The organism is Cypionkella sinensis (assembly GCF_042646385.1).
In the GTDB taxonomy this organism is placed as follows: domain Bacteria; phylum Pseudomonadota; class Alphaproteobacteria; order Rhodobacterales; family Rhodobacteraceae; genus Cypionkella; species Cypionkella sinensis.
In genome coordinates, this window is record NZ_JBHRTO010000001.1 from 1,964,777 (window position 1) to 1,985,411 (window position 20,635).

General features: G+C 61.5%; 18 protein-coding genes and 1 tRNA gene. 10 read left to right on the forward strand and 9 right to left on the reverse strand.

Annotation, left to right across the window (positions count from 1 at the left end):
- Positions 1–4: 4 nt before the first annotated feature.
- Positions 5–1,054, reverse strand: coding sequence for a tRNA 2-selenouridine(34) synthase MnmH (gene mnmH, locus ACFOGH_RS09770; protein WP_380072882.1), 1,050 nt, complete (start codon positions 1,052–1,054; stop codon positions 5–7).
- A 35-nt stretch (positions 1,055–1,089) separates the two neighbouring features.
- Here mnmH and ACFOGH_RS09775 point away from each other — a divergent pair, with 35 nt between their 5' ends.
- Positions 1,090–1,749 (forward strand): DUF1287 domain-containing protein, encoded by a 660-nt coding sequence (locus ACFOGH_RS09775; RefSeq protein ID WP_380072883.1) that lies wholly within the window; start codon positions 1,090–1,092, stop codon positions 1,747–1,749.
- Here ACFOGH_RS09775 and ACFOGH_RS09780 read toward each other — a convergent pair.
- Both ACFOGH_RS09780 and pth read right to left on the reverse strand, forming a co-directional pair.
- Positions 1,733–2,788 (reverse strand): DUF2332 domain-containing protein, encoded by a 1,056-nt coding sequence (locus ACFOGH_RS09780; RefSeq protein WP_380072884.1) that lies wholly within the window; start codon positions 2,786–2,788, stop codon positions 1,733–1,735. The two genes, ACFOGH_RS09775 and ACFOGH_RS09780, sit on opposite strands and share 17 nt — an antisense overlap.
- Positions 2,785–3,468, reverse strand: a complete 684-nt coding sequence (gene pth, locus ACFOGH_RS09785) for an aminoacyl-tRNA hydrolase (RefSeq protein ID WP_380072885.1) — start codon at positions 3,466–3,468, stop codon at positions 2,785–2,787. Before pth ends, ACFOGH_RS09780 begins: the two co-directional genes overlap by 4 nt.
- 278 nt (positions 3,469–3,746) lie before the next feature.
- Here pth and ACFOGH_RS09790 point away from each other — a divergent pair, with 278 nt between their 5' ends.
- Entirely contained in the window at positions 3,747–4,781 is a 1,035-nt protein-coding gene (locus ACFOGH_RS09790; RefSeq protein ID WP_380072886.1) for a glycosyltransferase family 2 protein, read from the forward strand.
- A gap of 542 nt (positions 4,782–5,323) precedes the next feature.
- On the opposite strand, the gene ACFOGH_RS09795 is transcribed toward ACFOGH_RS09790, so the two are convergent.
- Positions 5,324–5,920, reverse strand: coding sequence for a 50S ribosomal protein L25/general stress protein Ctc (locus tag ACFOGH_RS09795; protein ID WP_380072887.1), 597 nt, complete (start codon positions 5,918–5,920; stop codon positions 5,324–5,326).
- A gap of 223 nt (positions 5,921–6,143) precedes the next feature.
- On the opposite strand from ACFOGH_RS09795, the gene ACFOGH_RS09800 reads away from it, so the two are divergent.
- Positions 6,144–7,283 (forward strand): MFS transporter, encoded by a 1,140-nt coding sequence (locus ACFOGH_RS09800; RefSeq protein ID WP_380072888.1) that lies wholly within the window; start codon positions 6,144–6,146, stop codon positions 7,281–7,283.
- On the opposite strand, the gene ACFOGH_RS09805 is transcribed toward ACFOGH_RS09800, so the two are convergent.
- From ACFOGH_RS09805 to trpA, 4 genes are all read right to left on the reverse strand, one after another.
- Entirely contained in the window at positions 7,280–9,484 is a 2,205-nt protein-coding gene (locus ACFOGH_RS09805) for a calcium-binding protein (protein WP_380072889.1), read from the reverse strand. The two genes, ACFOGH_RS09800 and ACFOGH_RS09805, sit on opposite strands and share 4 nt — an antisense overlap.
- A gap of 95 nt (positions 9,485–9,579) precedes the next feature.
- The gene (locus ACFOGH_RS09810) at positions 9,580–10,746 is read right to left on the reverse strand and encodes an alpha-hydroxy acid oxidase (RefSeq protein WP_380072890.1); all 1,167 of its coding nucleotides are present in this window, start codon (positions 10,744–10,746) and stop codon (positions 9,580–9,582) included.
- Positions 10,747–11,104: 358 nt separating this feature from the next.
- A complete protein-coding gene (locus ACFOGH_RS09815; RefSeq protein ID WP_380072891.1) occupies positions 11,105–11,677 on the reverse strand; it encodes a TMEM175 family protein in 573 nt (190 codons plus the stop codon).
- Between the two features lie 128 nt (positions 11,678–11,805).
- Positions 11,806–12,597 (reverse strand): tryptophan synthase subunit alpha, encoded by a 792-nt coding sequence (trpA, locus tag ACFOGH_RS09820; RefSeq protein ID WP_380072892.1) that lies wholly within the window; start codon positions 12,595–12,597, stop codon positions 11,806–11,808.
- Between the two features lie 230 nt (positions 12,598–12,827).
- Here trpA and ychF point away from each other — a divergent pair, with 230 nt between their 5' ends.
- The 3 genes from ychF to ACFOGH_RS09835 all read left to right on the forward strand — a co-directional run bounded on the left by ychF (position 12,828) and on the right by ACFOGH_RS09835 (position 15,375).
- Positions 12,828–13,925: a redox-regulated ATPase YchF gene (gene ychF / locus ACFOGH_RS09825; RefSeq protein WP_380072893.1), complete on the forward strand. Its 1,098-nt coding sequence runs from the start codon at positions 12,828–12,830 to the stop codon at positions 13,923–13,925.
- A gap of 234 nt (positions 13,926–14,159) precedes the next feature.
- The gene (locus ACFOGH_RS09830) at positions 14,160–14,984 is read left to right on the forward strand and encodes a formylglycine-generating enzyme family protein (protein ID WP_380072894.1); all 825 of its coding nucleotides are present in this window, start codon (positions 14,160–14,162) and stop codon (positions 14,982–14,984) included.
- A 301-nt stretch (positions 14,985–15,285) separates the two neighbouring features.
- A tRNA-Ser gene (locus ACFOGH_RS09835) sits at positions 15,286–15,375 on the forward strand.
- 141 nt (positions 15,376–15,516) lie between these two features.
- On the opposite strand, the gene ACFOGH_RS09840 is transcribed toward ACFOGH_RS09835, so the two are convergent.
- Positions 15,517–16,425 carry a LysR family transcriptional regulator gene (locus tag ACFOGH_RS09840; RefSeq protein ID WP_380072895.1) on the reverse strand — a complete coding sequence of 303 codons (909 nt, stop codon included), beginning with the start codon at positions 16,423–16,425 and terminating at the stop codon, positions 15,517–15,519.
- Positions 16,426–16,524: 99 nt separating this feature from the next.
- On the opposite strand from ACFOGH_RS09840, the gene ACFOGH_RS09845 reads away from it, so the two are divergent.
- From ACFOGH_RS09845 to ACFOGH_RS09860, 4 genes are all read left to right on the forward strand, one after another.
- On the forward strand, positions 16,525–17,553 hold the full coding sequence (locus ACFOGH_RS09845; RefSeq protein WP_380072896.1) for an Ldh family oxidoreductase: 1,029 nt from the start codon (positions 16,525–16,527) through the stop codon (positions 17,551–17,553).
- A gap of 112 nt (positions 17,554–17,665) precedes the next feature.
- Positions 17,666–18,673 carry an ABC transporter substrate-binding protein gene (locus tag ACFOGH_RS09850; RefSeq protein ID WP_380072897.1) on the forward strand — a complete coding sequence of 336 codons (1,008 nt, stop codon included), beginning with the start codon at positions 17,666–17,668 and terminating at the stop codon, positions 18,671–18,673.
- A 63-nt stretch (positions 18,674–18,736) separates the two neighbouring features.
- Positions 18,737–19,609, forward strand: a complete 873-nt coding sequence (locus ACFOGH_RS09855; protein ID WP_380072898.1) for an ABC transporter permease — start codon at positions 18,737–18,739, stop codon at positions 19,607–19,609.
- Between the two features lie 3 nt (positions 19,610–19,612).
- A complete protein-coding gene (locus ACFOGH_RS09860; RefSeq protein WP_380072899.1) occupies positions 19,613–20,629 on the forward strand; it encodes a quaternary amine ABC transporter ATP-binding protein in 1,017 nt (338 codons plus the stop codon).
- Positions 20,630–20,635: the final 6 nt, after the last annotated feature.

The window sequence follows — 20,635 nt, forward strand, 5'->3', positions numbered from 1 at the left end:
GCCGCTAGATCACCGTCTGAGCCGCGCGCGCCACCTGATCGGCCAAGCCCGCCAGATCATCCGGGCGCAATCCCGCTGCCGTGACATCCACGCAGCGCACCGCCAGCCGCGCGCGGTGCTTGGCATAGCGCGGATCGTAATGCTGCTGCATCAGCCCCGCCGCCAGATCGACAAAAGCCCCGGCCTCGGCCATCGCCTGCCATGCGTCGATCTGCGCGCTTGCGTGGAAGGGCCGCAACTGCGCCACCACCCCCGCCAGCCGCGCGCCATCCTCGACCAGATCGGCATAGGCCCGCACCAGATACGCCGCCCGCGCCGAGACCTCTGCCGCAATCGCGACCCGGGGCGCTGCCGCCATCGCCTTCCACAGCCACGGCGGCAAGCGCCGCTCGCCCACTTTCGAGCTTTCCGCCTCGATCACCACCGGGCGCGCGGGGTCGAGCCGGGCGATGGCCAGCGCCAAAGCGCCCTCAAACGCCTTTTGCGACGGCTGCCGCCCGCGCTGGCCAAACACTGATCCGCGATGATGCGCCAGCCCCTCCAGATCCAGCACCTGCACGCCCCGCGCGGGCAGCAGGTTCAGGATTTCGGTCTTGGCCGAGCCGGTATTGCCATCCAGCAGCACCACCGGGCAGGGAAACGGCGTGTCATAGAGCGCCTTCACCACCAGCGCCCGCCACGCTTTGTAGCCGCCCGCAATCGTCTCGACCCGCCAGCCAACCTGGGCAAGGATCAGCGCAAACGAGCCTGACCGTTGCCCGCCGCGCCAGCAATACACCAAAGGCCGCCAGCCCCCCGGCTTGTCGGCCAACGGCCCCTGCAAATGCCGCGCCACGTTCTGCGCCACCAGTGCGGCACCAATCTTGCGCGCGGTGAACGGGCTGACCTGTTTGTAGATCGTGCCGACCTGCGCGCGTTCGGTATCATCCAGCACCGGCAAGGATATCGCCCCCGGCAGATGATCGTCGGCGTATTCGGCAGGGGCGCGCGCGTCGATGATGTCATCAAAGCCAAGCGCCGCAAGGTCGGACAATGAGGTCAGGGTGATCGCCATGCCTTCTGATAGCTGATCAAAGCTTTGGCGGATAGATGCCGAAGCATCTTCCCGGTCTGGCGCGGGTGCGGCCGCGCGGGCAAGATCGCGCCATGCGTATCCTGCTGTTCTGCCTGTTTCTCGCCCTGCCCGCCGCCGCCCAAGAGGCACCGGCGCTGATCACCGCAGCCCGTGCTCAGGTGGGCGTCACCACAAGCTATGATCCCAGCTATCAGCGTCTGGACTTTCCCGGCGGCGATGTGGACCCGGCCCGCGGGGTCTGCACCGATGTGATCATCCGCGCGCTGCGCAAAGCTTGGGACGTTGATCTGCAACTGGCGGTCAATCGCGATATGAAGGCGCATTTCTCGGCCTATCCGCAGCAATGGGGTCTGAAGTCCACCGACCGCAACATCGACCACCGCCGCGTGCCAAACCTGCAAACTCTGTTCACCCGGATCGGGGCCGAGCTGCCCGTGACCAGCGATGCCGCCGATTACCAACCCGGCGATGTGGTGACATGGCTGCTGCCCGGCAACCTGCCGCATATCGGCCTGATCTCGGACAGCCGCAGCGCTGACGGCACCCGCCCGCAGGTGCTGCACAACATCGGCGCAGGCGCGCAGGAAGAAGACCGCCTGTTTGATTTCCCGATCACTGGCCACTATCGCCTTGGCCCGGACGCAGTCGCGCAGCTTGTCAGGCTTGGGCGCTAGGCGCGGCCCACTCTATCCAGCGGCCATGAAAATCCGCGCGCCCGAGCGCGATATCCTGCGCCGCACCACCGCACCACAGCCGCAGTGTCAAAGCCGCGCCATGGTCTTGCGCATCCGCCTCCATCGCCAGATGCGCCAGCGGGGCATCAGCGGTGGCACGCGCCCCGGCAGCTTCCAGCAAAGCCAACCCGCGTGCCTTTGCGGCGGCGGGGAAATATTGCCAAGCGATGGTATGATACACCAGATGCAGGCGCCCCGGATACGGTTGGGCAAGGCGCTTTTCCAGCCAGTCAATCGCGTCGTCTTGCTGCACCACCGGGCCGTAAGCCGCCAAAGCCTCTAGCCCCTTCCGCGTCCGCGCCAACCGCTCGGTCTGGTCGGCCCAGATATAGGACAGCGCTCGCAGGCGATCCCGCACCGGGTCCAGCGGATGCAGATCAACCCCGGCCCGCGCTGCCACCTGCGGCACTGCATCGGGCGGCAAAGCCCCGCGCCAGACCGGGTTCAGCCGGATCGCCGCATCTTTCGGGCCAAACTGCGCGCCGATATCCAGCGCATAGCGATCCCACAGCAGGTTCAGACCCGCACTCGCCCCCAGTTCCGACAATACCAACGGCAGACCCAGCCGCGCGGTCAGCAACTGTCCCGCCGCGATCAACACGGCAGAGCGGCGGATTTCATTGGTTTGCGGCGGATGATCCAACCATTGATGCAGGATCGCGGGGTGGGCGCGCAGGGTGTGCAGCAGAAGGGATGTTGCTTGGGGATCGGCAACAGCCTCGGGCGCGCGGTAGAACGCCGCCAGTTCCGGTGCAGCGCCGCTTAACACCAGACCATGCAGGCCCCCGGCCAATCGCAGCGCCAGCGCATCCCCCGCGCGGGAAAGATCGCCGGGCCATCCCAACACCCTGTCCTCGACACTGTGGCCCGGCGTCATCGCGGCGGCGAGAATGGTCAACACGCGCGCGGTCAGCGGCGAGCCGAGGCTTTCACAGCCTGCGGCTTGGTTGCGAAACATCGCGCGCACGGCTGCGCTCACTTGAAGAAATCTTTCAGGCGCGCGAGTGGGCTGGTCTCTGCCGCCGGTTCTGCGGGGGGGAGCGGTTTGGCTGGCTTGGCGGGCTTGTCCTCCGCAGCCGTCGAAGATCGTGGCGGCGCGGTGCGCAGGGCGACGGCGTTCATGAAGCGGCCTCCGTCGCCTTCGGCGAGGGCTTGCGCGCCGTCAGAGATGCCGCGCAACAGGTCGTCGAGCCAATCCTGATCGGCCTTGGCGAAATCATGCAGCACGTAAGCGGCCACCGCATCCTTGTGGCCGGGGTGGCCGATGCCGAGGCGGACGCGGCCGTAGGCTTCGCCCAGATGGGCGTGGATCGAGCGCAGGCCGTTGTGTCCGGCATGACCGCCGCCCTGTTTCACGCGGCACTTGCCGGGGGCGAGGTCTAGCTCGTCGTGAAAGACGGTGATGTCGGCAAGGTCAATCTTGAAGAAATCCACCGCCGCGCGCACCGATTGGCCCGAGAGATTCATGAAGGTTTCGGGTTTCAGCAGCACGACCTTTTCCGACCCTAACCGACCCTCTGACACCAGCCCCTGATAGCCGCGCCGCCACGGGGAAAAGCCGTGATCTGCCGCGATCCGGTCCAGCGCCATGAAGCCGATATTGTGGCGGTTGCCCGCATATTTCGCGCCCGGATTTCCGAGGCCTACAAAGAGTTTCATCCTGCCTCACCGCTTTGCCGACTGCGGGCTATAAATGCCCTGCCGGGGTCTGCAATACAAGGCGGGGCGGATGGTCCCAATTCGGGACCAAAAAAGTTTATTTTATTTCAATGTCTTGACGATGCCGATTTAACGAATTTTTAACCTTTCGGCCATGCACGACACCCGAGCCCGGCTTGACTTGACCCGCGCCCGCCTTCACGTTGCAGGCACAGGCCACCCGGTGAGGCCAGATCAGAAAGACACAGGCAGGCGTGCGGATAACGGTTTTAGCTTCGATGCGGAACGAAGGCCCATTCATTGTGGAATGGCTTTGCTGGTATCGGATGCTGGGCTTTACCGATGTGGTGGTTGTGACCAACAACTGCACCGACCATTCGCCTGCGTTGCTGGATGCGCTGCAAGCGCAGGGACTGGTGCATCACATCCGCCATGATATCGAACCCGGCCAGCGCATCACCCGCGCCAAGCTGAACGCAGCGGTGGGGCACAAGGCGGTGCGGCGCTGCGATTGGCTGATGATCTGCGATGTCGATGAGTTTCTGGTGATCCACCGCGGCGAAGGGCTGATCGGCGATCTGATTGATCTGACCGCGCCTGAGCCGCCCTATCTGGGCATGTCGATCAACTGGCGGGTGTTTGGCACCTCGGGGCGCAAGGTGTTTGAAGATCGCCCGGTGCATCGGCAATTCACCTATGCCCATGACGACGAGCACCGTTCGTCGCGGTTTGTGAAGTCGATCTTTCGGCTGGTGAAGTTCTTCGGCCATCTGGGCGAGCATACCCCGCGCGGGTTCAACTATGACAAGGCCGCGCAAAAGCGGGGCAAGCCGGGGGGGATCTGGGTGAATCCGGCGGGGGAAAAGCTGCCGCATTGGGCACCGCTGGACACGCATCTGACGCTGATGCCGCAGGCGCTGGTCAGTCACGAGGTGGCGCAGATCAACCATTACATGCTGCGGTCGGTGGAAACCTATCGGCTGAAGCGCGGCACGAAATCGCCTGTGGCCTTGGGGGATCGCTATCGCGCGCAGTATTTTCGCAATGCAGATGCCGGGCGCAGCGTGGATCTGTCGGCCTTTCGCTATTCGGCGCGGTTTGATGCCTTGCACGAGCAGGTGATGGCGCTGCCGGATGTGGCGCGGCTGCACGCGTTATGCTGCGCCGATCATGTGAAGGCGATTGCCGAGAGGGCGGGCGGAAAGGCCGAGGATGATCCGCGATACGGCGCGTTTCTGGCGCAGGCAGAGGGGTTGGCGGCTGCAACCTCGGACGGTGAAGCGGCTGAGACGCAAACGCCATCACGGGACTAGCGTGGATCGAGGTTTCCCTTGAGGATAGGTGGCGAAGGCCATCGCCTTCGCCAAGCGATACCGATGCCGCTGAAACCGCCGGGCCCCAAAGGCCCGGCCAGCGCCCGACCCGCCGATGGTGGGCGCTTCTCGCCCGCCGGGTCGGGCGCTGGCCTCAACGGGTATCTCGTGGGATTGTTTACAGGGGGAAACCGCACACGCGGGCGGGGAAACGCGAGGCGTTTCCTATCTCCGCCCGAAGCAGGCGCAGGCATGTCGATTCGGCCTTAGACCCGCCCCGAAAGAAAACTCTGCGGGGCAGAGTTTTCCGGGGCGTTGTGCATAAGGCGGAACGCCGTTGCGCAAGGGGAGTTGAGCAGCAGGCTATGCAGTTAAGAAATCGGGACGCGCCTGCCTGGCTGGCGCGGAAACGCGCCTGCCGGGGGCAGGCAGGCGCGGCCCGATTTGTTTGGGAACAAATCGGGCAAGAGAAACAAGCGCTTGCGCAAAAGAAAAGGCGCAGAGGTTTCCCCCTGCGCCCCTGATTGCAAATCCGCTGCGGATTATTCGGCGTCAGCGCCTTCGACGTAACCAGCAGGTGCCGCCACGTTGGCGATCACGAAGTTACGGTCGATGGTGGCCTTGGTGCCTTCCGGCAGGACCACGTCATTGATGTGGATGACGTCACCGATTTTGCGGCCCGTCAGGTCGACGGTAATGTGGTCGGGGATATCGCCTGCCAGCACGTTCAGTTCGACATCGTTGCGCACCACGGTCAGGGTACCGCCACGCTTCAGGCCGGGGCTTGCTTCGTGGTTGATGAAGGTGACGTGGATGAACAGGTTGATGCGGTTTTCGTCGTGCAGGCGCATCAGGTCGACGTGGGTCGGCAGGTCTTTGACGACATCGCGCTGCACAGCGCGGCAGATCACATGCACGTCCGGCTGGCCTTCAACCTTGAGGTTGAACAGCGACGACAGGAAGCGGCCGGCTTTCAGGCGCTTCAGCAGGGCGTTGTAAGGGATCTTGATCGGCTGGGGAGCCGTGTTATCGCCATAGACGATGCCGGGAACGAAGCCATCACGACGTGATTGACGAGCGGCCCCCTTGCCTGTCCCCGTACGAACTTCGGCGTGAAGATCAAGGATCTCGCGTGCCATGTTATTTCTCCATATATATATCCGCCAACGTTCAAGGGTGCATGGCGCGACCGGGGGCCTATAGCGGGGAATCACCGCGAAGGAAAGCTGGTTTTTCGGGCTTGATCTGCGGTGGTCTGCATCGAAACGGGTATTTGATCAAAACAACCATTGCGGTGTCGGACATGGGATGGCGTAGGGGTCGTGCGGTGGGCTAGGAGGAGGCACGCTGCAGGAGAATGCCATGACCGCCTTGATCACCCTTCGCATCGCCCGGCCCGCCGTGGCGGCTTTTGCTGCGATGGGCGTGCTGTGGGGGTCTTTTGCCGCCGATTTGCCCGATATCAAGGCGATGCTGAACATCGACGAGCAGCATTTGGGTGCGTTGATGTTCATGACGCCAATTGCGGCGGTTTGTGCGATGCTGGTGGCCCCGCGCTTGGGCGTGGCGTTCGGGCGCCGCGCGATGCTGATCTCGTGCCTGTTGATGTGCGTGGCGTTCACGCTGCCGGGGCAGACGAGTGCGCTGTGGCTGTTTCCGCTGGCAATGATGGCTTGCGGTGCGGGCACCGGGCTGACCGATGTGCTGATGAACGCCCGGGTGGCGACGATCGAGACGCAAAGCGGGCGGCCGCTGATGAACCTGTGCCATGCGGCCTATAGCTTTGGCTATGCGGGTGGCGCGATTGCCACCGGGGCGTTGCGCAGTGCCGGGTGGTCTCCGGCCTGGGTGCTGTGCAGCATGGCGCTGCTGGCGGGGCTGCTCGCCCTGGCCGCTTATGAGCGCGATGGCCGGATCGAGGGGCTGGCGCGACCCAAGGGCAAGGCGGCGGCGCATCTGGGGCTGGTGCCGATGATCGGCGGCGCGATGGTGCTGATCGCGTTTCTGACCGAGAATGCCGCCGAGAACTGGTCGGCGCTGCATATCGAGAAAAATCTGGGCGGCTCGCCTGCCGATGGCGCGATGGGGCCCGCAGTGATGGCGATCACCATGGGGGTGGCGCGGCTGTTCGGGCAGGGTCTGGCCAGCCGGTTTCCCGCGGTATGGCTGCTGACCGGCGGGGCGGTGATCTCGGCCAGTGGCGCGCTGGGGGCGGCTTTGGCAGTCACGCCCGCGATGGCCTATGCCGGGTTCATCGTGATGGGCATCGGATCATCGGTGATCGCGCCCACGGTGTTTTCTCTGGTGGGCCAGCTGGCCGACCCCGCCGCCCGCGCGCGGGCTGTCGCACGGGCGACGCTGATCGGCTATTTCGGCTATTTCTTCGGCCCGCCCGCGATTGGCTTTGTCGCCGGGCATTTCGGCCTGCGCTTCGCGTTTGTCTGTGCAGCGGTGATGCTGGCGGGCATTCCGGTGCTGGCAAGGGTGTTGCTGCGGCGTTAGGAAAATGGTTGGTCGACGCTGAATGCAAAAGTCACAGCGCCACTGTAGTTGAGCAATGTCAGCGAACCATTGCTCCAACTGATTAGTTTATCCGCTCCGTCTTGGGTGATCGTCAGATCGTCGACGTTTAACGTAACATGATTTGCAAAGCTGATGACATCCTGCGCAGTGTAATCGGTGATCGTGTCATGATCCTCTGAAGAATAGTTATCGAAATCAAATACAAAGCGATCAACGCCGGTTCCGCCTGTCATCACGTCATCGCCATTGCCTCCGCGCAGAATGTCATTGCCACTCCCGCCCGACAAACTGTCCTTGCCGTCAAAGCCAAACAGTTTGTCATCGCCGCTGCCGCCGAACAGGCTGTCATCGTCAATGGAAATCGCAAACTCGCTGCCGCCAATCAGCACGTCATTGCCATATCCGCCATAAAGCAGATCCGAGCCGCCATCGCCCGACAGCAAATCATCACCATAGCCGCCATAAAGGCTGTCCGCCCCGCCGCCCTCATCAAATCCAGTATCGCCGTAGAGACTGTCGTTGCCTTCTACGCCCGCGAGCCAATCGGAACCAAAACCACCCCCCAACCAGTCATCGCCCAGCCCGCCAAGCAAAGTGTCCCTGCCGACATCGGCGTCGATGCTGTCGTTGCCACTGCCACCGCTCAGCAGATCATTGCCGTCCCAACCTGCAAGCGTATCGTCACCGCTGCCGCCGTAGGCACGAACGTCGCCAGAGCCGCCAAACAGGCCATCATTGCCGTCACCGCCAAACAGAAGATCGTTGCCAGCCTCACCGTCCAACTGGCCATCGCCGCTACCACCATAAAGCGTATCGCCCGCACCGGGACTACCACTTGAATCGCCCTGAAGCGTGTCATTGCCCGCACCGCCATCCAAGAGATCGCCGAAACGACCGCCGGTGATCCAGTCGTCTCCGTCGCGCCCGCGCAAGGTTTCGGCCAGATCGACGCCGTGCAGGCTGTCATTGCCGCCGCTGCCGAGCAGCGAGATATGCTCAAACCCCACAAAGTTTAGGCTGTCAGACAATCCGCCATTGGAGCCAAACAATGTCACGTCAAAGTTGCCACCGCCCCCAGTGCCACTACTGGAAACCCCCGCATAGCCCAGCGAAGTGATGTGGCCAAAATCCAGCACCAGCGTGTCGGTGCCTGCACCGGCATCCAAAAGGCCGCTGCTGCCCGTGAAAGCCGTCGCGGCCCACACCAATCGGACCGTGTCGGCATGTTTGGTCAACTTGCCATAGTAGTTTTCAACGTCGCTATAGAGCGCCCCTATGTTCTTGCCGATGCTTACGCCAGTTGTCGAAGCTGACAGGTCAAGAATGACCTCGTCCACGCCCGCGCCACCGAAGACCTGATCCTGCCCGGTGACAGACCAGAACGCATCATTTCCAGCGCCACCAAAAAGGCGATCTGCGGCCCCATTGCCAGACTTTGCCACAAACGTATCATTGCCGTCGCCACCATACAGCAGGTTGCTGTCAATGGCACCGGCCCGCAGATCGTCATCGCCCGCGCCACCATACAGCCGCGACCGCGTGCCACCCACCCAGTTAGACAGGTCGACATAATCATTGCCGCGGCTGCCATAGAGGGTAAGAATTTCAAAATCATACAAATTGGCCGACCCAAGTCGGTTCGTATTTGTAAAAACCCCGGCTGTGACAATGCTACTAGACGTGACGAAAACCACACGCTCGGCGATGGTCAAGCTGCTGTAATTCAACACCAGACTGTCTTGCCCTGCACCGGCATAGAGGCTTGGACCTGAATAGATATAGGACGGGCCGCGGGCATCCGGGCCACCCAAGGCCCCCGCGAACAGAGTGTCGTCGAAGGCCGTCAATTTTCCGGAAAGTGCTTCAAAGCCTGCCAGAGGGCTGCCAACCGTAACGCTGTTCAACTTGATGCCGGCATTGCGCGCGCTGAGATCGAAATAAGCGGTGTCTATGCCTGCGCCGCCAAACAGACGACCCCCGGGCCGATAGACCAGATAGTCGTCCCCATCACCCCCATAAAGGCTATCGCCACCACCACCGCCGAACAGCACATCATTCCCGGCAAGGCCTATGATGGTATCCGCGCCCGATGTTCCGGTAAGCGTATCGTTGCCAGACGTGCCCGAGATGGTGGCCGTCACCGGCACAGGTTCAACGACAGGTTCAACAACGCCACCCATTACACAATCCTTTGTATGCACCCGTTACGCGACACCGCACTTTCTTGGGAACAGAACACTAGATCACAACGCGCGGTCAATCTGCGAAAGCGCCGTTACGCCCAATCGCCCTCAAAGTCCTTTGGCACCAGAACATGTTCGCGGCTGATGTCGCGGGCTTTTTGCACGCCGCACAGGGCCATCGAGATGTCGAGTTCCTTGTGGATCACCTCGAGCGCCTTGGTCACGCCAGCCTGCCCCGCAGCCCCCAGACCGTAGATGAAGCTGCGACCGATGAAGGTGGATTTTGCGCCAAGGGCCAGTGCCTTCAGCACGTCCTGGCCCGAGCGGATGCCGCTGTCCATGTAGATCTCGGTCTGATCGCCCACCGCCTTGACGATGGAGGGCAGCACGCGGATCGACGACAGCGCGCCGTCCAACTGCCGCCCGCCGTGGTTCGAGACGATCATCGCATCGGCGCCGACATCGGCGGCCATGCGGGCATCGTCGGCATCCAGAATGCCCTTCAGGATCAGCTTACCGCCCCATTGATCGCGGATACGCTTGACTTTGCCCCAATCAAGCTGCGGGTCGAACTGCTCATTCGCCCAGCGCGTCAGGTCGGCAAGATCGGTGACGCCTTTCACATGGCCGACGATATTGCGGAACTGGCGACGCGGGGTTTTCAGCATCGCCGTCGACCATGCCGGCTTGGTGGCCATGTTGATGATGTTCGGCAGGGTCAGTCGCGGCGGGCTGGTCAGGCCGTTTTTCAGATCCTTGTGGCGCTGGCCAAGGATTTGCAGATCGAGCGTCAGCACCAAGGCCGAGCATTTCGCCGCCCGCGCGCGTTCAATCGCGGCATCGACAAAATCTTCGTCCTTCATGACGTAAAGCTGGAACCAGAATGGCGTGGGGCTGTGGGCGGCAACATCCTCGATCGAGCAGATCGACATGGTCGACAGCGTGAACGGCACCCCAAAGGCGGCGGCGGCGCGGGCGGCGAGGATCTCACCATCCGGCCATTGCATGCCCGTCGAGCCCACCGGCGACAGCGCCACTGGCATCGCCACAGGATTGCCCAGCATGGTGACTTCGGTGCTGCGCCCGGTCAGATCGCGCGCCACGCGTTGCCGCAGGCGGATCTGGGCGAAATCCGAGCTGTTGTCGCGAAAGGTCTGCTCGGTATACGACCCGCTTTCGCAGTAGTCGTAAAACATCCGGGGCGTGCGCTTTTTGTAAAGCTGCTTCAGATCGTCGATGCAGGTGATCACCGGAGCCATGGCAAGGCCCTTTCCTTGAAATTGGTAATGGATGATTACCAATTTCAAGGGTTATGTGCAATGCCAATCTGCGGTGGTGCGCCGCAGGATGGAGGTGCGCTTGCGTTTGGGTCATCAACATCGGGCGGAAAAAGGAAACGCATCGCGTTTCCCCGCCCGTGCGCGCGGTCACACCCTGTAGTCGGATCAGCGAGAAACCCGTAGAGGCCAGCACCCGACCCGGCGGGCGAGAAGCGCCCGCCATCGGCGGGTCGGGCGCTGGCCGGGCCTTGGAGGCCCGGCGGTTTCAGCGGCACCTGCACCGCATGGCGAAGGCGATGGCCTTCGCCATTGTGTCGATAGGTATGTCGATCCGGCCCTAATGCGGCATGCGCGAAAAGCGCCGGTCCGGCACGATCCAGATCGCCGCAACCAGCGCCAGCAGCGCCAAAGCCAGCAGCGGTTGCACAAAGGCCAGCGGAATCGCCAGCGCATAGATCAGGGTCGAAATATTGCCCTTGCGATCCGATCCCAGCGCGCGGGCGAAATCGGACTCCGCGCCATGCTCGGCCATCAAAGCCTTGACCAGCAAGGCGTAAGAGATGGAACACATCAGCAGATCAAAGGCATAGATCGCCACGGTTGGCGCGGTAAAGCCGTTCTCGCCCATGAAGCCGGTGGCAAATGGCATCAGCGACAACCAGAACAGCAGATGCAGATTGGCCCATAACACCCAGCCGCCGACATGTTTGACGGCCTGGAACATATGGTGGTGATTGTTCCAGTAGATGCCGACATTCACAAACGACAGCACATAGCTGAAAAAGATCGGCAATAGCGGCCAAAGCGCCTCAATATCATGGCCATGCGGCACTTTCAGTTCCAGTACCATGATGGTGATGATGATGGCCAGCACGCCATCCGAGAATGCTTCAATCCGACCTTTTTGCATGGGGAAAATCTCCGGGAGGTTACGGGTTACTGTGGTGACTGTGGGGGTGTCTTGGGGGTTTCACACCCCCAAACCCCCGTGGGATATTTAAGCAGAGAGGATGACAATTTTAGTCAAATTTTAGACGCTTACGCCGCATGGGCACCGGCGGCGAGTTTGGCCACAAACTCCAGCACCTCGGCCACGGGTTTGCCGGTGCTGATTTCCTTGACGATGGCCGAGCCTACCACGCAGCCATCCGCCACGCCTGCAATCGCTTGCGCAGCCTCGGGGGTGTTGATACCAAAGCCGACGATCACCGGCAGATCGGTCGAGCGTTTGATCCGCGCCACTTCCGGCCCAACATCGCCCGCCTGCGCCGCAGCCGCGCCGGTGATGCCGGTGACAGAGACGTAATAGACAAAACCGGACGTGTTTTGCAGCACCTTCGGCAGGCGTTTGGCATCGGTGGTCGGGGTCGCGAGGCGAATGAAGTTCAGCCCAGCCGCTTGCGCGGGCAGGCAGAGTTCGCTGTCTTCCTCGGGCGGAAGGTCGACGATGATCAAGCCATCAATCCCGGCCTCGGTGGCTTGGGTCAGGAACAGATCGACGCCACGGGAATAGATCGGGTTGTAGTAGCCCATCAGCACGATCGGGGTGGTTTTATCGGCGCTGCGGAAATCGCGCACCATCTGCAAGGTGCGGTCCAGCGTCATGCCACCTTCCAGCGCGCGCTGGCCGGCCAGTTGAATGGTCGGGCCATCCGCCATCGGATCGGTGAAGGGCAGGCCCAGCTCGATCACATCGACACCCGCCCCCGGCAAGCCCCGCATCACCTCAAGCGAACGTGCGACATCGGGATCACCCGCCATGATATAGGCGACGAAGGCCTTTTTCTGCTGCGACTTCAGCCGCGCGAAAGTGTCGTCGATTCTGCTCATAGCCCGGCCCATCCCTGCAAATCCCGCACCGGGTTTGCACGGGAAACCCCGGAAAATCAATGCCCCTTGACCGCGCCGCGCCCTGACCCTGCCTTGCGGCTTCATCTTGGCAAAAATACTCCCCCCGGAGGGTTCCACAGCCCCGCCTGCGCTGCTTTCCCAAGCGAAAGCCTTGACCGCACCGCCACTCCTGCCTATGCCGCAAGCGGTCTGGACAATGGGGTGGCGCTATGGGTTTCAAAATGGGTATCGTTGGTCTGCCGAATGTCGGCAAATCCACCCTGTTCAATGCACTGACCCGGACGGCGGCGGCGCAAGCGGCGAACTTCCCGTTCTGCACCATCGAGCCGAACGTCGGCGAGGTGGCAGTGCCGGATGCGCGGCTCGACAAGCTGGCAGCGATTGCGGGCAGCAAGCAGATCATCCCGACCCGGATGACCTTTGTCGATATCGCGGGCCTTGTGCGTGGGGCCAGCAAGGGCGAGGGTTTGGGCAACCAGTTCCTCGCCAATATCCGCGAATGCGATGCCGTAGCGCACGTGCTGCGCTGCTTTGAAGACGGCGACATCACCCATGTCGAAGGCAAGATTGATCCGGTGGCAGATGCCGAGACCATCGAGACCGAGTTGATGATCGCCGATATGGAAAGCATCGAGCGTCGCCTGACCGGCCTTGCGAAAAAGCTGCGCGGCGGTGATCAGGACACGCTGGATCAGGACCGTTTGCTGCGCGCGGCGTTGAAACTGCTCGAAGCCGGGCAGCCCGCGCGCAATCTACAGATCGCCGAGGAAGATCAGCGTCAGTGGCGGATGCTGCAATTGCTGACCTCAAAGCCGGTGCTTTACGTCTGCAACGTCGAGGAATCCGCGGCTGCCGAGGGCAACAGCCAATCCGCCCGCGTCGCCGAGATGGCGGCCAAGCAGGGGGCTGGCACGGTGGTGATCTCGGCCAAGATCGAAGAAGAAATCAGCCAGCTTGCCGATGACGAAGCCGCGATGTTCCTAGAGGAAATGGGCCTGCACGAAGCGGGCCTCGACCGCCTGATCCGGGCCGGATACAAATTGCTGGGCCTGTCCACCTATTTCACCGTCGGCCCGAAAGAGGCCCGCGCCTGGACGATTCATAAGGGGATGCTCGCGCCGCAGGCGGCAGGCGTGATCCATGGTGATTTCGAGAAGGGTTTCATTCGGGCTGAGACCGTGGCCTATGACGATTACATTGCAGGCAAGGGCGAGGCCGGGGCGAAAGAGGCCGGAAAGTTCCGGGTTGAAGGCAAGACCTACGAGGTCAAAGATGGGGACGTGCTGCACTTTTTGTTTAATGGGTGAGATCCGATCCCGGCCGGCCGTGTTTTCAGTTGGGGCGCCACAAAATTGCCGGCCTCTTCTGATTGGGATGATCGTGTTGCGATCACGCCATTCTGACTGGCAGGCATTATGATGACCCAACCTAGACCATCTTGTCTTCTGTGGGCTTTGGCTTGGGGCCTTTGTGTATCCTCGGCCTTACCCGCCCTCGCAGCGCCGTTGGACAGTTTCCGTGACTGCGCCGCCTGTCCCGTAATGGTCGAGCTACCGTTGGGAACTTTCATGATGGGTGCGCCGCAGGATGAGTTTCGACGCATCCTGACGGAAAAGGCAAATTACACTGGCGATCCGGCGAACCCATATCGCAAGGAAGATGAAGGCCCGCAACACCCGGTAACGGTTGACATACCCTTCGCCATGGCGCGCGATGAGACAACCTATGATCAGTGGATCGCCTGCGTGCAGGACGGCGGCTGCGGCAGCTATATCCCCGAGGAAACAGTGTTCAGGCAGGGGCCCAATCCGGTCAAAATGAACGTCACCGGCACATATCCGGTTCTGCGCATCTCATACTTCGACGCTTTGGCCTACGTCGAATGGTTGAACAAAAAGACGGGCTCAGATGCTTATCGCCTGCCCACAGAAGCGGAATGGGAATATGCCGCCCGCGCGGGCACGCAAACGACCTTTCCGCAAGGCGATACGCTCACCTCTGAGCAAGCCAATTTTTCCAAACAGATGACCGAATTTGTGATGCTGCGGAAAATGCCAGAGCTTGTTGCCCGCGAAGCTCCGGTTAAGGTCGGTGCAATGGACGCAACGAACGCGTGGGGGCTGCGCCACATGGTCGGTAACGCGATGGAACTGACGGCGTCGTGTTACACAAAATATTTGGAGCAATGGACGCTGACCAGTGAATGGCGGGCAGCAGCAAGCAAGGTTTGCGCAAACTCCGCCATGCGCGGAGGGTCCTATATATCGTCTATCGACTTGGCGCGATCTGCATGGCGCGGAAAGTTGCTTGATCCAAATCATCGCATCAGTTGGATCGGATTTCGCGTGATCAAAAGCTTGGAATAGGCCGCGGATCATGAATCAGGCTCAACCCAAGCTTGGCCGCCAATCGTTTTTCTGTGCGGCCTTGAAAATACACCTTTGCTGAAACTGTAGCGCAAATACAAAGACCGACATCCGTTCTCAGCCACTCACTATACTAACAACTCCTTAACACTCGTCTCTAACCCTTTGATAAATTAAAGCCCCCAGCATTGTCCACGTGTGGGCAAGCCCGCCGTCTGCTCCAACACATCCCAGCAAAACTGCCACCTGCCCCGCTTTCCCTCTTGCCCCCGCCCCCCCGCCTCGCTAAATAAAAACCGTCGGAAGCGTGGCTGAGAGGCCGAAAGCACTCGGTTGCTAACTGAGCGTAGGGGGAACCCTACCGTGGGTTCGAATCCCACCGCTTCCGCCACATTTCATCGCGATCAACATCCACTTCGCCTGACCGGGTTGCTGGGTATAGACGATGAATGGGCAGTGGTTTGGCCGCTGACCATATCTTGCAAGTTTCCGATCTGCGGAAGGCGGCGCGATTGCGTTGCGGCCGCCAAGCTTAGCATTTGAAAATTGACATCATGCCGGGTTGTTCTGCTTTTGCGCTGATCGCCGAGACGAAATGTTGCTCGAAGGCGATGGCCAGCGGGCTTTGCACGCGGCCTTCGCGGCGCAGAAGGCAGACCTGACGGCGGCAGCTTTCGTCGCGCAAGGGGCGCTCTACCAAAGGCGGCGGCAGGCCGACCGTGGCAAGGCCGGGCAGCAGGGTGACACCGATGCCCGCGCGCACCATCGCCAGCAGCGAAGTCACATTGCGCACGCGCAGTTTGGTTCTGGCGGCGATGGCCTGAAACTCGGCCGCCTGAATGCCGCGCGTGGTTTCATTAAGGATCAGCGGCACAGCTTCCAGATCCTGCCAGGCCAGCGGTTTGGTGTGCTGTGCCAGGGGCGAATCCGCGCGGCACACCAGCTTCATGTTGTCCTCAAAGATCGGCGTGGTCAGCAGGCCGGCCTCGGTTGCGCCAATGCTGGCGATGCCGAGATCGGCCTGCCCGCTGGTGATCAGCTTGCGCACATCGGCGCTGTCGGTATCGACCAGATCAATCTCGGCACTCGGGCGGCTGGCGAGAAAACTGGCGAGCATGTCCGGGATCAACAGCGCCGCAACCGACGGCACTGAGGCAATGCGCAACCGCCCACTGGCCCCCGAGGCGTATTCCTTGATCAGATCAATGGCAGTGTCGTGGTCGCGCAGCAGCACCTTGGCCACGCCCAGCACAAAGCTGCCCAGATCGGTCAGGCTGTGCTTGCGGTCTGATTCAAACAGCGGCGCGCCGAGTTGGTCTTCGACCTGCTTCAGGGTCATCGAGATCGCCGATTGCGTGCGAAACAACCGATCCGCCGCATCGCGGATGTTGCCACATTCGGCGACGGTGGCAAACACGCGCAGGGCTTCGGTGCGGATCATCGCGAACTTCAGGTTTATTGAAACTGGATCAAAGAATAGTCGTTTGGCTGAAGCGGGTCAAATGGGGAAACTGCCCGGCGATCAGATCGGGAGCAGATGATGACGGACGGAGTGCAGACGGGCAAGCAGATGGGTTTGGAGGAGGTCGAGGCTTTGGCGCAGCGGGCCCTTGTTGCGGCGGGGGCCTCTGATGCGGCTGCGCAAGCGGTGGCGCGGTCGATCCGTCTGGCCGAACGTGACGGCATCCGCAGCCATGGTCTGCTGTACTTGCCGATCTACGCCGAGCATCTGCGCTGTGGCAAAGTGCTGGGCATGGCTGCGCCTGTGGTCACACGGCCAAAGCCGGGCAGCATCCGCGTAGATGCCGCGCACGGCTTTGCCCATACCGCGATAGATGCCGGATGGGGTGATTTCACCGCAGCGGCGCGGCAGAACGGTATCGCCGCGCTGAGCCTGCACAATTCCTATAACTGCGGCGTGTTGGGGCATCATGCCGAACGGCTGGCCGAGGATGGGCTGGTCGGGCTGTGCTTTACGCATGCTCCGGCCTCTATCGCGCCGATGGGCGGCAAATTGCCCGTGATCGGCACCAACCCGTTTGCAATTGCGGTGCCGGATGGCGCGGGTGGGGCGCTGCTGGTGATCGACCAATCGGCCAGTGTGGTGGCGAAATCCGAAATCCTGCTGCGCGCCCGCAAGGGTGAGCCGATTGAGCCAAACTGGGCTCTAGATGCCGACGGCAGGCCGACGACGGTGGCGGAAGAAGCGCTGCTGGGGTCCATGCTGCCCGCGGGTGGGCAAAAGGGGTTCGGCTTGGGGCTGATGGTGGAAATCCTGGCGGCGGCGCTGAGTGGCGCGAACCTGAGCCGCGAGGCCAGCCCGTTTTCAGGCACCGCTGGCGGCCCGCCCGGCACGGGGCAATGTTTTATTGCGTTGGACCCCGCAGGATTTTCCGGCGCTGTGTTCCAGCAAAGTCTGCACCGTCTGGCAGGATCCATCACCGACCAACCCAGCGCGCGGCTGCCGGGGGCGCGGCGCAAGGCCAACCGGGCGCAGATCGAAGCTGCAGGCGTGTTTGTCGATGCGGCGCTGCTGGCGCGCATTGAATCAATACTTCAAGTTAATTGAAATTCACTTAATTTATATTCGTTTGATTGAAGCAAAGCCGCGACCTAGCCTTCATGGCGGGCCCAGCATGGCGTGCATCTGCGGCGAATCTAATCAAAAACGGGGAGTCAGCATGAAAATCACATCCAACCTTACCGCCGCAGCCGTTGCGGGGCTTTTGGCCGTTGCGGGCACAAGTTCTGCCAAAGCCGCTGATTGCGGCACTGCAGGGCCGATCACGATTGCCGAAATGACCTGGCTGTCAGCGGGGACGCTGGCGCATGTCGCGCAAAAGATCATGTCGGCGGGCTATGGCTGCGATGCGCAGCTTATTCCGGGCGATACTGTGCCCACCGCCACATCGATGCTGAGCAAGGATCAGCCCGATGTGGCCCCCGAATTGTGGGTCTCGACTGCGCAGTCGATCTGGGATGAGATGCAGGCCAAGGGCAATGTTTACAAAGCCTCGGACATTTTTGCCTCGGGCGGTGAAGAAGGCTGGTGGGTGCCGGATTACGTTGCCGCAGAACATCCCGAGATCAAGTCGATTGAAGACCTGAAGGCCAACTGGGCGGTGTTCGCCGATGCCTCTAACCCCGAAAAGGGCCGGCTTTACGGCTGCCCTCCGGGCTGGGGCTGCGAGCCGATCACCAACAATCTGTTCAAGGCGCTGGGTCTGGAAGAGACTTGGGAGCTGTTCCCTTCGGGTTCGGGCGAGACGCTGAAAGCCTCGATTGCCAAGGCCGTTTCGCGCAAAGAGCCGTTCATCGGCTATTACTGGGGGCCGACCGACGTGATCGGCAAATATCATATGGTGCGGATGGAAACCCCGCCGTTTGATGCTGAAAACTACAAATGTCTGGTGGATATCAACTGCGCCGATCCGAAAGTCAGCGGCTGGGCCAAGGGTGAAGTTGCGGTGGCGGTGGTCACGTCGTTGAAAGAGCGCGCGCCGGATGTAGCGACATTCTTGGGCAAGATGCAGGTGCCGAACAATGACATCAGCGCTGTGCTGGCCTGGGGCGACGACAATGGTGCCACAACGGATGAAGTTGCGACCTATTTCCTGAAAAACTACGAGGCGATCTGGACCCAATGGGTGCCCGCCGATGTAGCCGACAAGGTGCGCGCGTCGCTGTAAACGCAAACTGGGGCAGCGCTTTGTGCTGCCCCCTTCCCTCCTCTGGTGATTGGAGCAAACCCCGTGGCCCAAGGCTTTCCCGAAATTTTCGATGTCCGCGCTTTGGGTCGCGCCATTGACACAGGCTTCAACCAGATCGTCGCAGACTATGGGGCGACGCTGGAGGCGATCTTTCTGCCCATCCTCAAGCTGTTGCTGGCGATGGAAAAAATCCTGCAATGGTTGCCGTGGTGGGTGGTTATTCTGGTGCTGGCGGCTTTGGCCTATGCGGCGTCGCGCCGCTGGGGGATTGCTTTGGCGGTGGCGGTGATGACCTTTGCCATCGGGCTGATCGGCGTCTGGGATGCGGCGATGGCGACGATTGCGCTGATGGTCGTGGCCACGCTGCTGGCGGTGGTTGTCGGCCTGCCGATTGGCGTTGCGATGTCGCGCTCAAAGCGGATGCAGTCCATCACCTTGCCGGTGCTGGATGTGATGCAGACCATGCCGATCTTTGTTTATCTGATCCCGTTTGTGATGCTGTTTGGCCCCGGAAAAATCCCTGCCCTGCTGGCCACGATTGTCTTTGCCATCCCGCCGGTGATCCGGTTGACCAATCTGGGTATCCGCGGCGTTGATCCCGAAATCGTCGAAGCCACCCGTGCCTTTGGTGCATCGCCCGCGCAAATCCTGCTGTCGGTGCAGATCCCCTTGGCGCTGCCAACCATTCTGGCGGGCATCAACCAGACTACGATGATGGCGCTGTCGATGGTGGTGATTGCCTCGATGATCGGTGCGGGCGGTCTGGGCTATCAGGTGTTGCAGGGCATCCAGCGGCTGCAGATCAGTTCGGGGCTGATGGCGGGCCTAGGCATCGTGCTGCTGGCGATCATCTTTGACCGTATTGCCCAATCCTATGGCAAGCGGATGCAGAAATCCTTGAAACTGGATCACTAAGCCATGACCACTCCGTTCAAAATTCGTGTCGAACAGGTGTCGAAAATCTTTGGCCCTGATCCGAAAACGGCGATGGCTGCGGTGAATGCCGGGATGGGCAAGGCCGCGTTGCTGGCGCAGAGCAATCATGTGCTGGGGCTGCACAACATCAACCTGAACATCCGCGCCGGGGAAACCTTTGTGATTATGGGGCTGTCGGGTTCGGGAAAATCCACGCTGATCCGGCATTTCAACCGCTTGATCGAGCCTACGGCGGGGCGGATTCTGGTGGATGACACCGATGTTCTAAGCCTCAATGCCGCTGATCTACGCAGTTTCCGGCGCAAGAAAATCTCGATGGTGTTTCAGCGTTTTGCCTTGCTGCCGCACAAGACCGTGCTGGAAAACGTGATTTATGGGCTGGTGATCGACGGGATGCCAAAGCCGCAAGCGCGCGCTAAAGGCGCCGAACAGGTCGCCTTGGTGGGCCTTGCCGGGTTTGAAAACCACTATCCTGGCCAGCTATCGGGCGGGATGCAGCAACGGGTGGGGCTGGCCCGCGCGCTTGCCACCGATGCCGAAATCCTGCTGATGGACGAGGCGTTTTCGGCACTCGATCCGCTGATCCGCCATGACATGCAGTTGCAACTGCGCGAGATTCAGGCGCGGCTGCACAAGACGATCGTGTTTATCACGCATGATCTGGACGAGGCTTTGCTGCTGGGCGATCACATCGCCATTCTGAAAGATGGCGTTTTGCGGCAGGTTGGCACCGGGCCGGAAATTCTGGTCGCCCCTGCGGATGATTACGTGGCGCGGTTCGTGCGCGATGTGAACCGGGCGCGGATCGTGACCTGTGGGGCGCTGGCTGTGCCGGGGCAAGCCGGTGGAGATATCGAGCTTTCCGCTGATCAGACCATCGAATCCGCCTATGCTGCATTGGCGCAAACCGATGCTCCGCTTACAGTTCGGCAGGCAAATGGCGATCTGGCGGGCGTGCTGACCCGCCAACAGGTGTTTGACGCTTTGGCCCGGGCCTGAGGCGAT

Coding starts and splice junctions, on each gene's coding strand:
- mnmH (WP_380072882.1), bottom strand. CDS start 1,054: ATGGCGATCACCCTGACCTCATTGTCCGACCTTGCGGCGCTTGGCTTT.
- ACFOGH_RS09775 (WP_380072883.1), top strand. CDS start 1,090: ATGCCGAAGCATCTTCCCGGTCTGGCGCGGGTGCGGCCGCGCGGGCAA.
- pth (WP_380072885.1), bottom strand. CDS start 3,468: ATGAAACTCTTTGTAGGCCTCGGAAATCCGGGCGCGAAATATGCGGGC.
- ACFOGH_RS09790 (WP_380072886.1), top strand. CDS start 3,747: ATGCGGAACGAAGGCCCATTCATTGTGGAATGGCTTTGCTGGTATCGG.
- ACFOGH_RS09795 (WP_380072887.1), bottom strand. CDS start 5,920: ATGGCACGCGAGATCCTTGATCTTCACGCCGAAGTTCGTACGGGGACA.
- ACFOGH_RS09800 (WP_380072888.1), top strand. CDS start 6,144: ATGACCGCCTTGATCACCCTTCGCATCGCCCGGCCCGCCGTGGCGGCT.
- ACFOGH_RS09805 (WP_380072889.1), bottom strand. CDS start 9,484: ATGGGTGGCGTTGTTGAACCTGTCGTTGAACCTGTGCCGGTGACGGCC.
- ACFOGH_RS09810 (WP_380072890.1), bottom strand. CDS start 10,746: ATGGCTCCGGTGATCACCTGCATCGACGATCTGAAGCAGCTTTACAAA.
- ACFOGH_RS09815 (WP_380072891.1), bottom strand. CDS start 11,677: ATGCAAAAAGGTCGGATTGAAGCATTCTCGGATGGCGTGCTGGCCATC.
- trpA (WP_380072892.1), bottom strand. CDS start 12,597: ATGAGCAGAATCGACGACACTTTCGCGCGGCTGAAGTCGCAGCAGAAA.
- ychF (WP_380072893.1), top strand. CDS start 12,828: ATGGGTTTCAAAATGGGTATCGTTGGTCTGCCGAATGTCGGCAAATCC.
- ACFOGH_RS09830 (WP_380072894.1), top strand. CDS start 14,160: ATGGTCGAGCTACCGTTGGGAACTTTCATGATGGGTGCGCCGCAGGAT.
- ACFOGH_RS09840 (WP_380072895.1), bottom strand. CDS start 16,425: ATGATCCGCACCGAAGCCCTGCGCGTGTTTGCCACCGTCGCCGAATGT.
- ACFOGH_RS09845 (WP_380072896.1), top strand. CDS start 16,525: ATGACGGACGGAGTGCAGACGGGCAAGCAGATGGGTTTGGAGGAGGTC.
- ACFOGH_RS09850 (WP_380072897.1), top strand. CDS start 17,666: ATGAAAATCACATCCAACCTTACCGCCGCAGCCGTTGCGGGGCTTTTG.
- ACFOGH_RS09860 (WP_380072899.1), top strand. CDS start 19,613: ATGACCACTCCGTTCAAAATTCGTGTCGAACAGGTGTCGAAAATCTTT.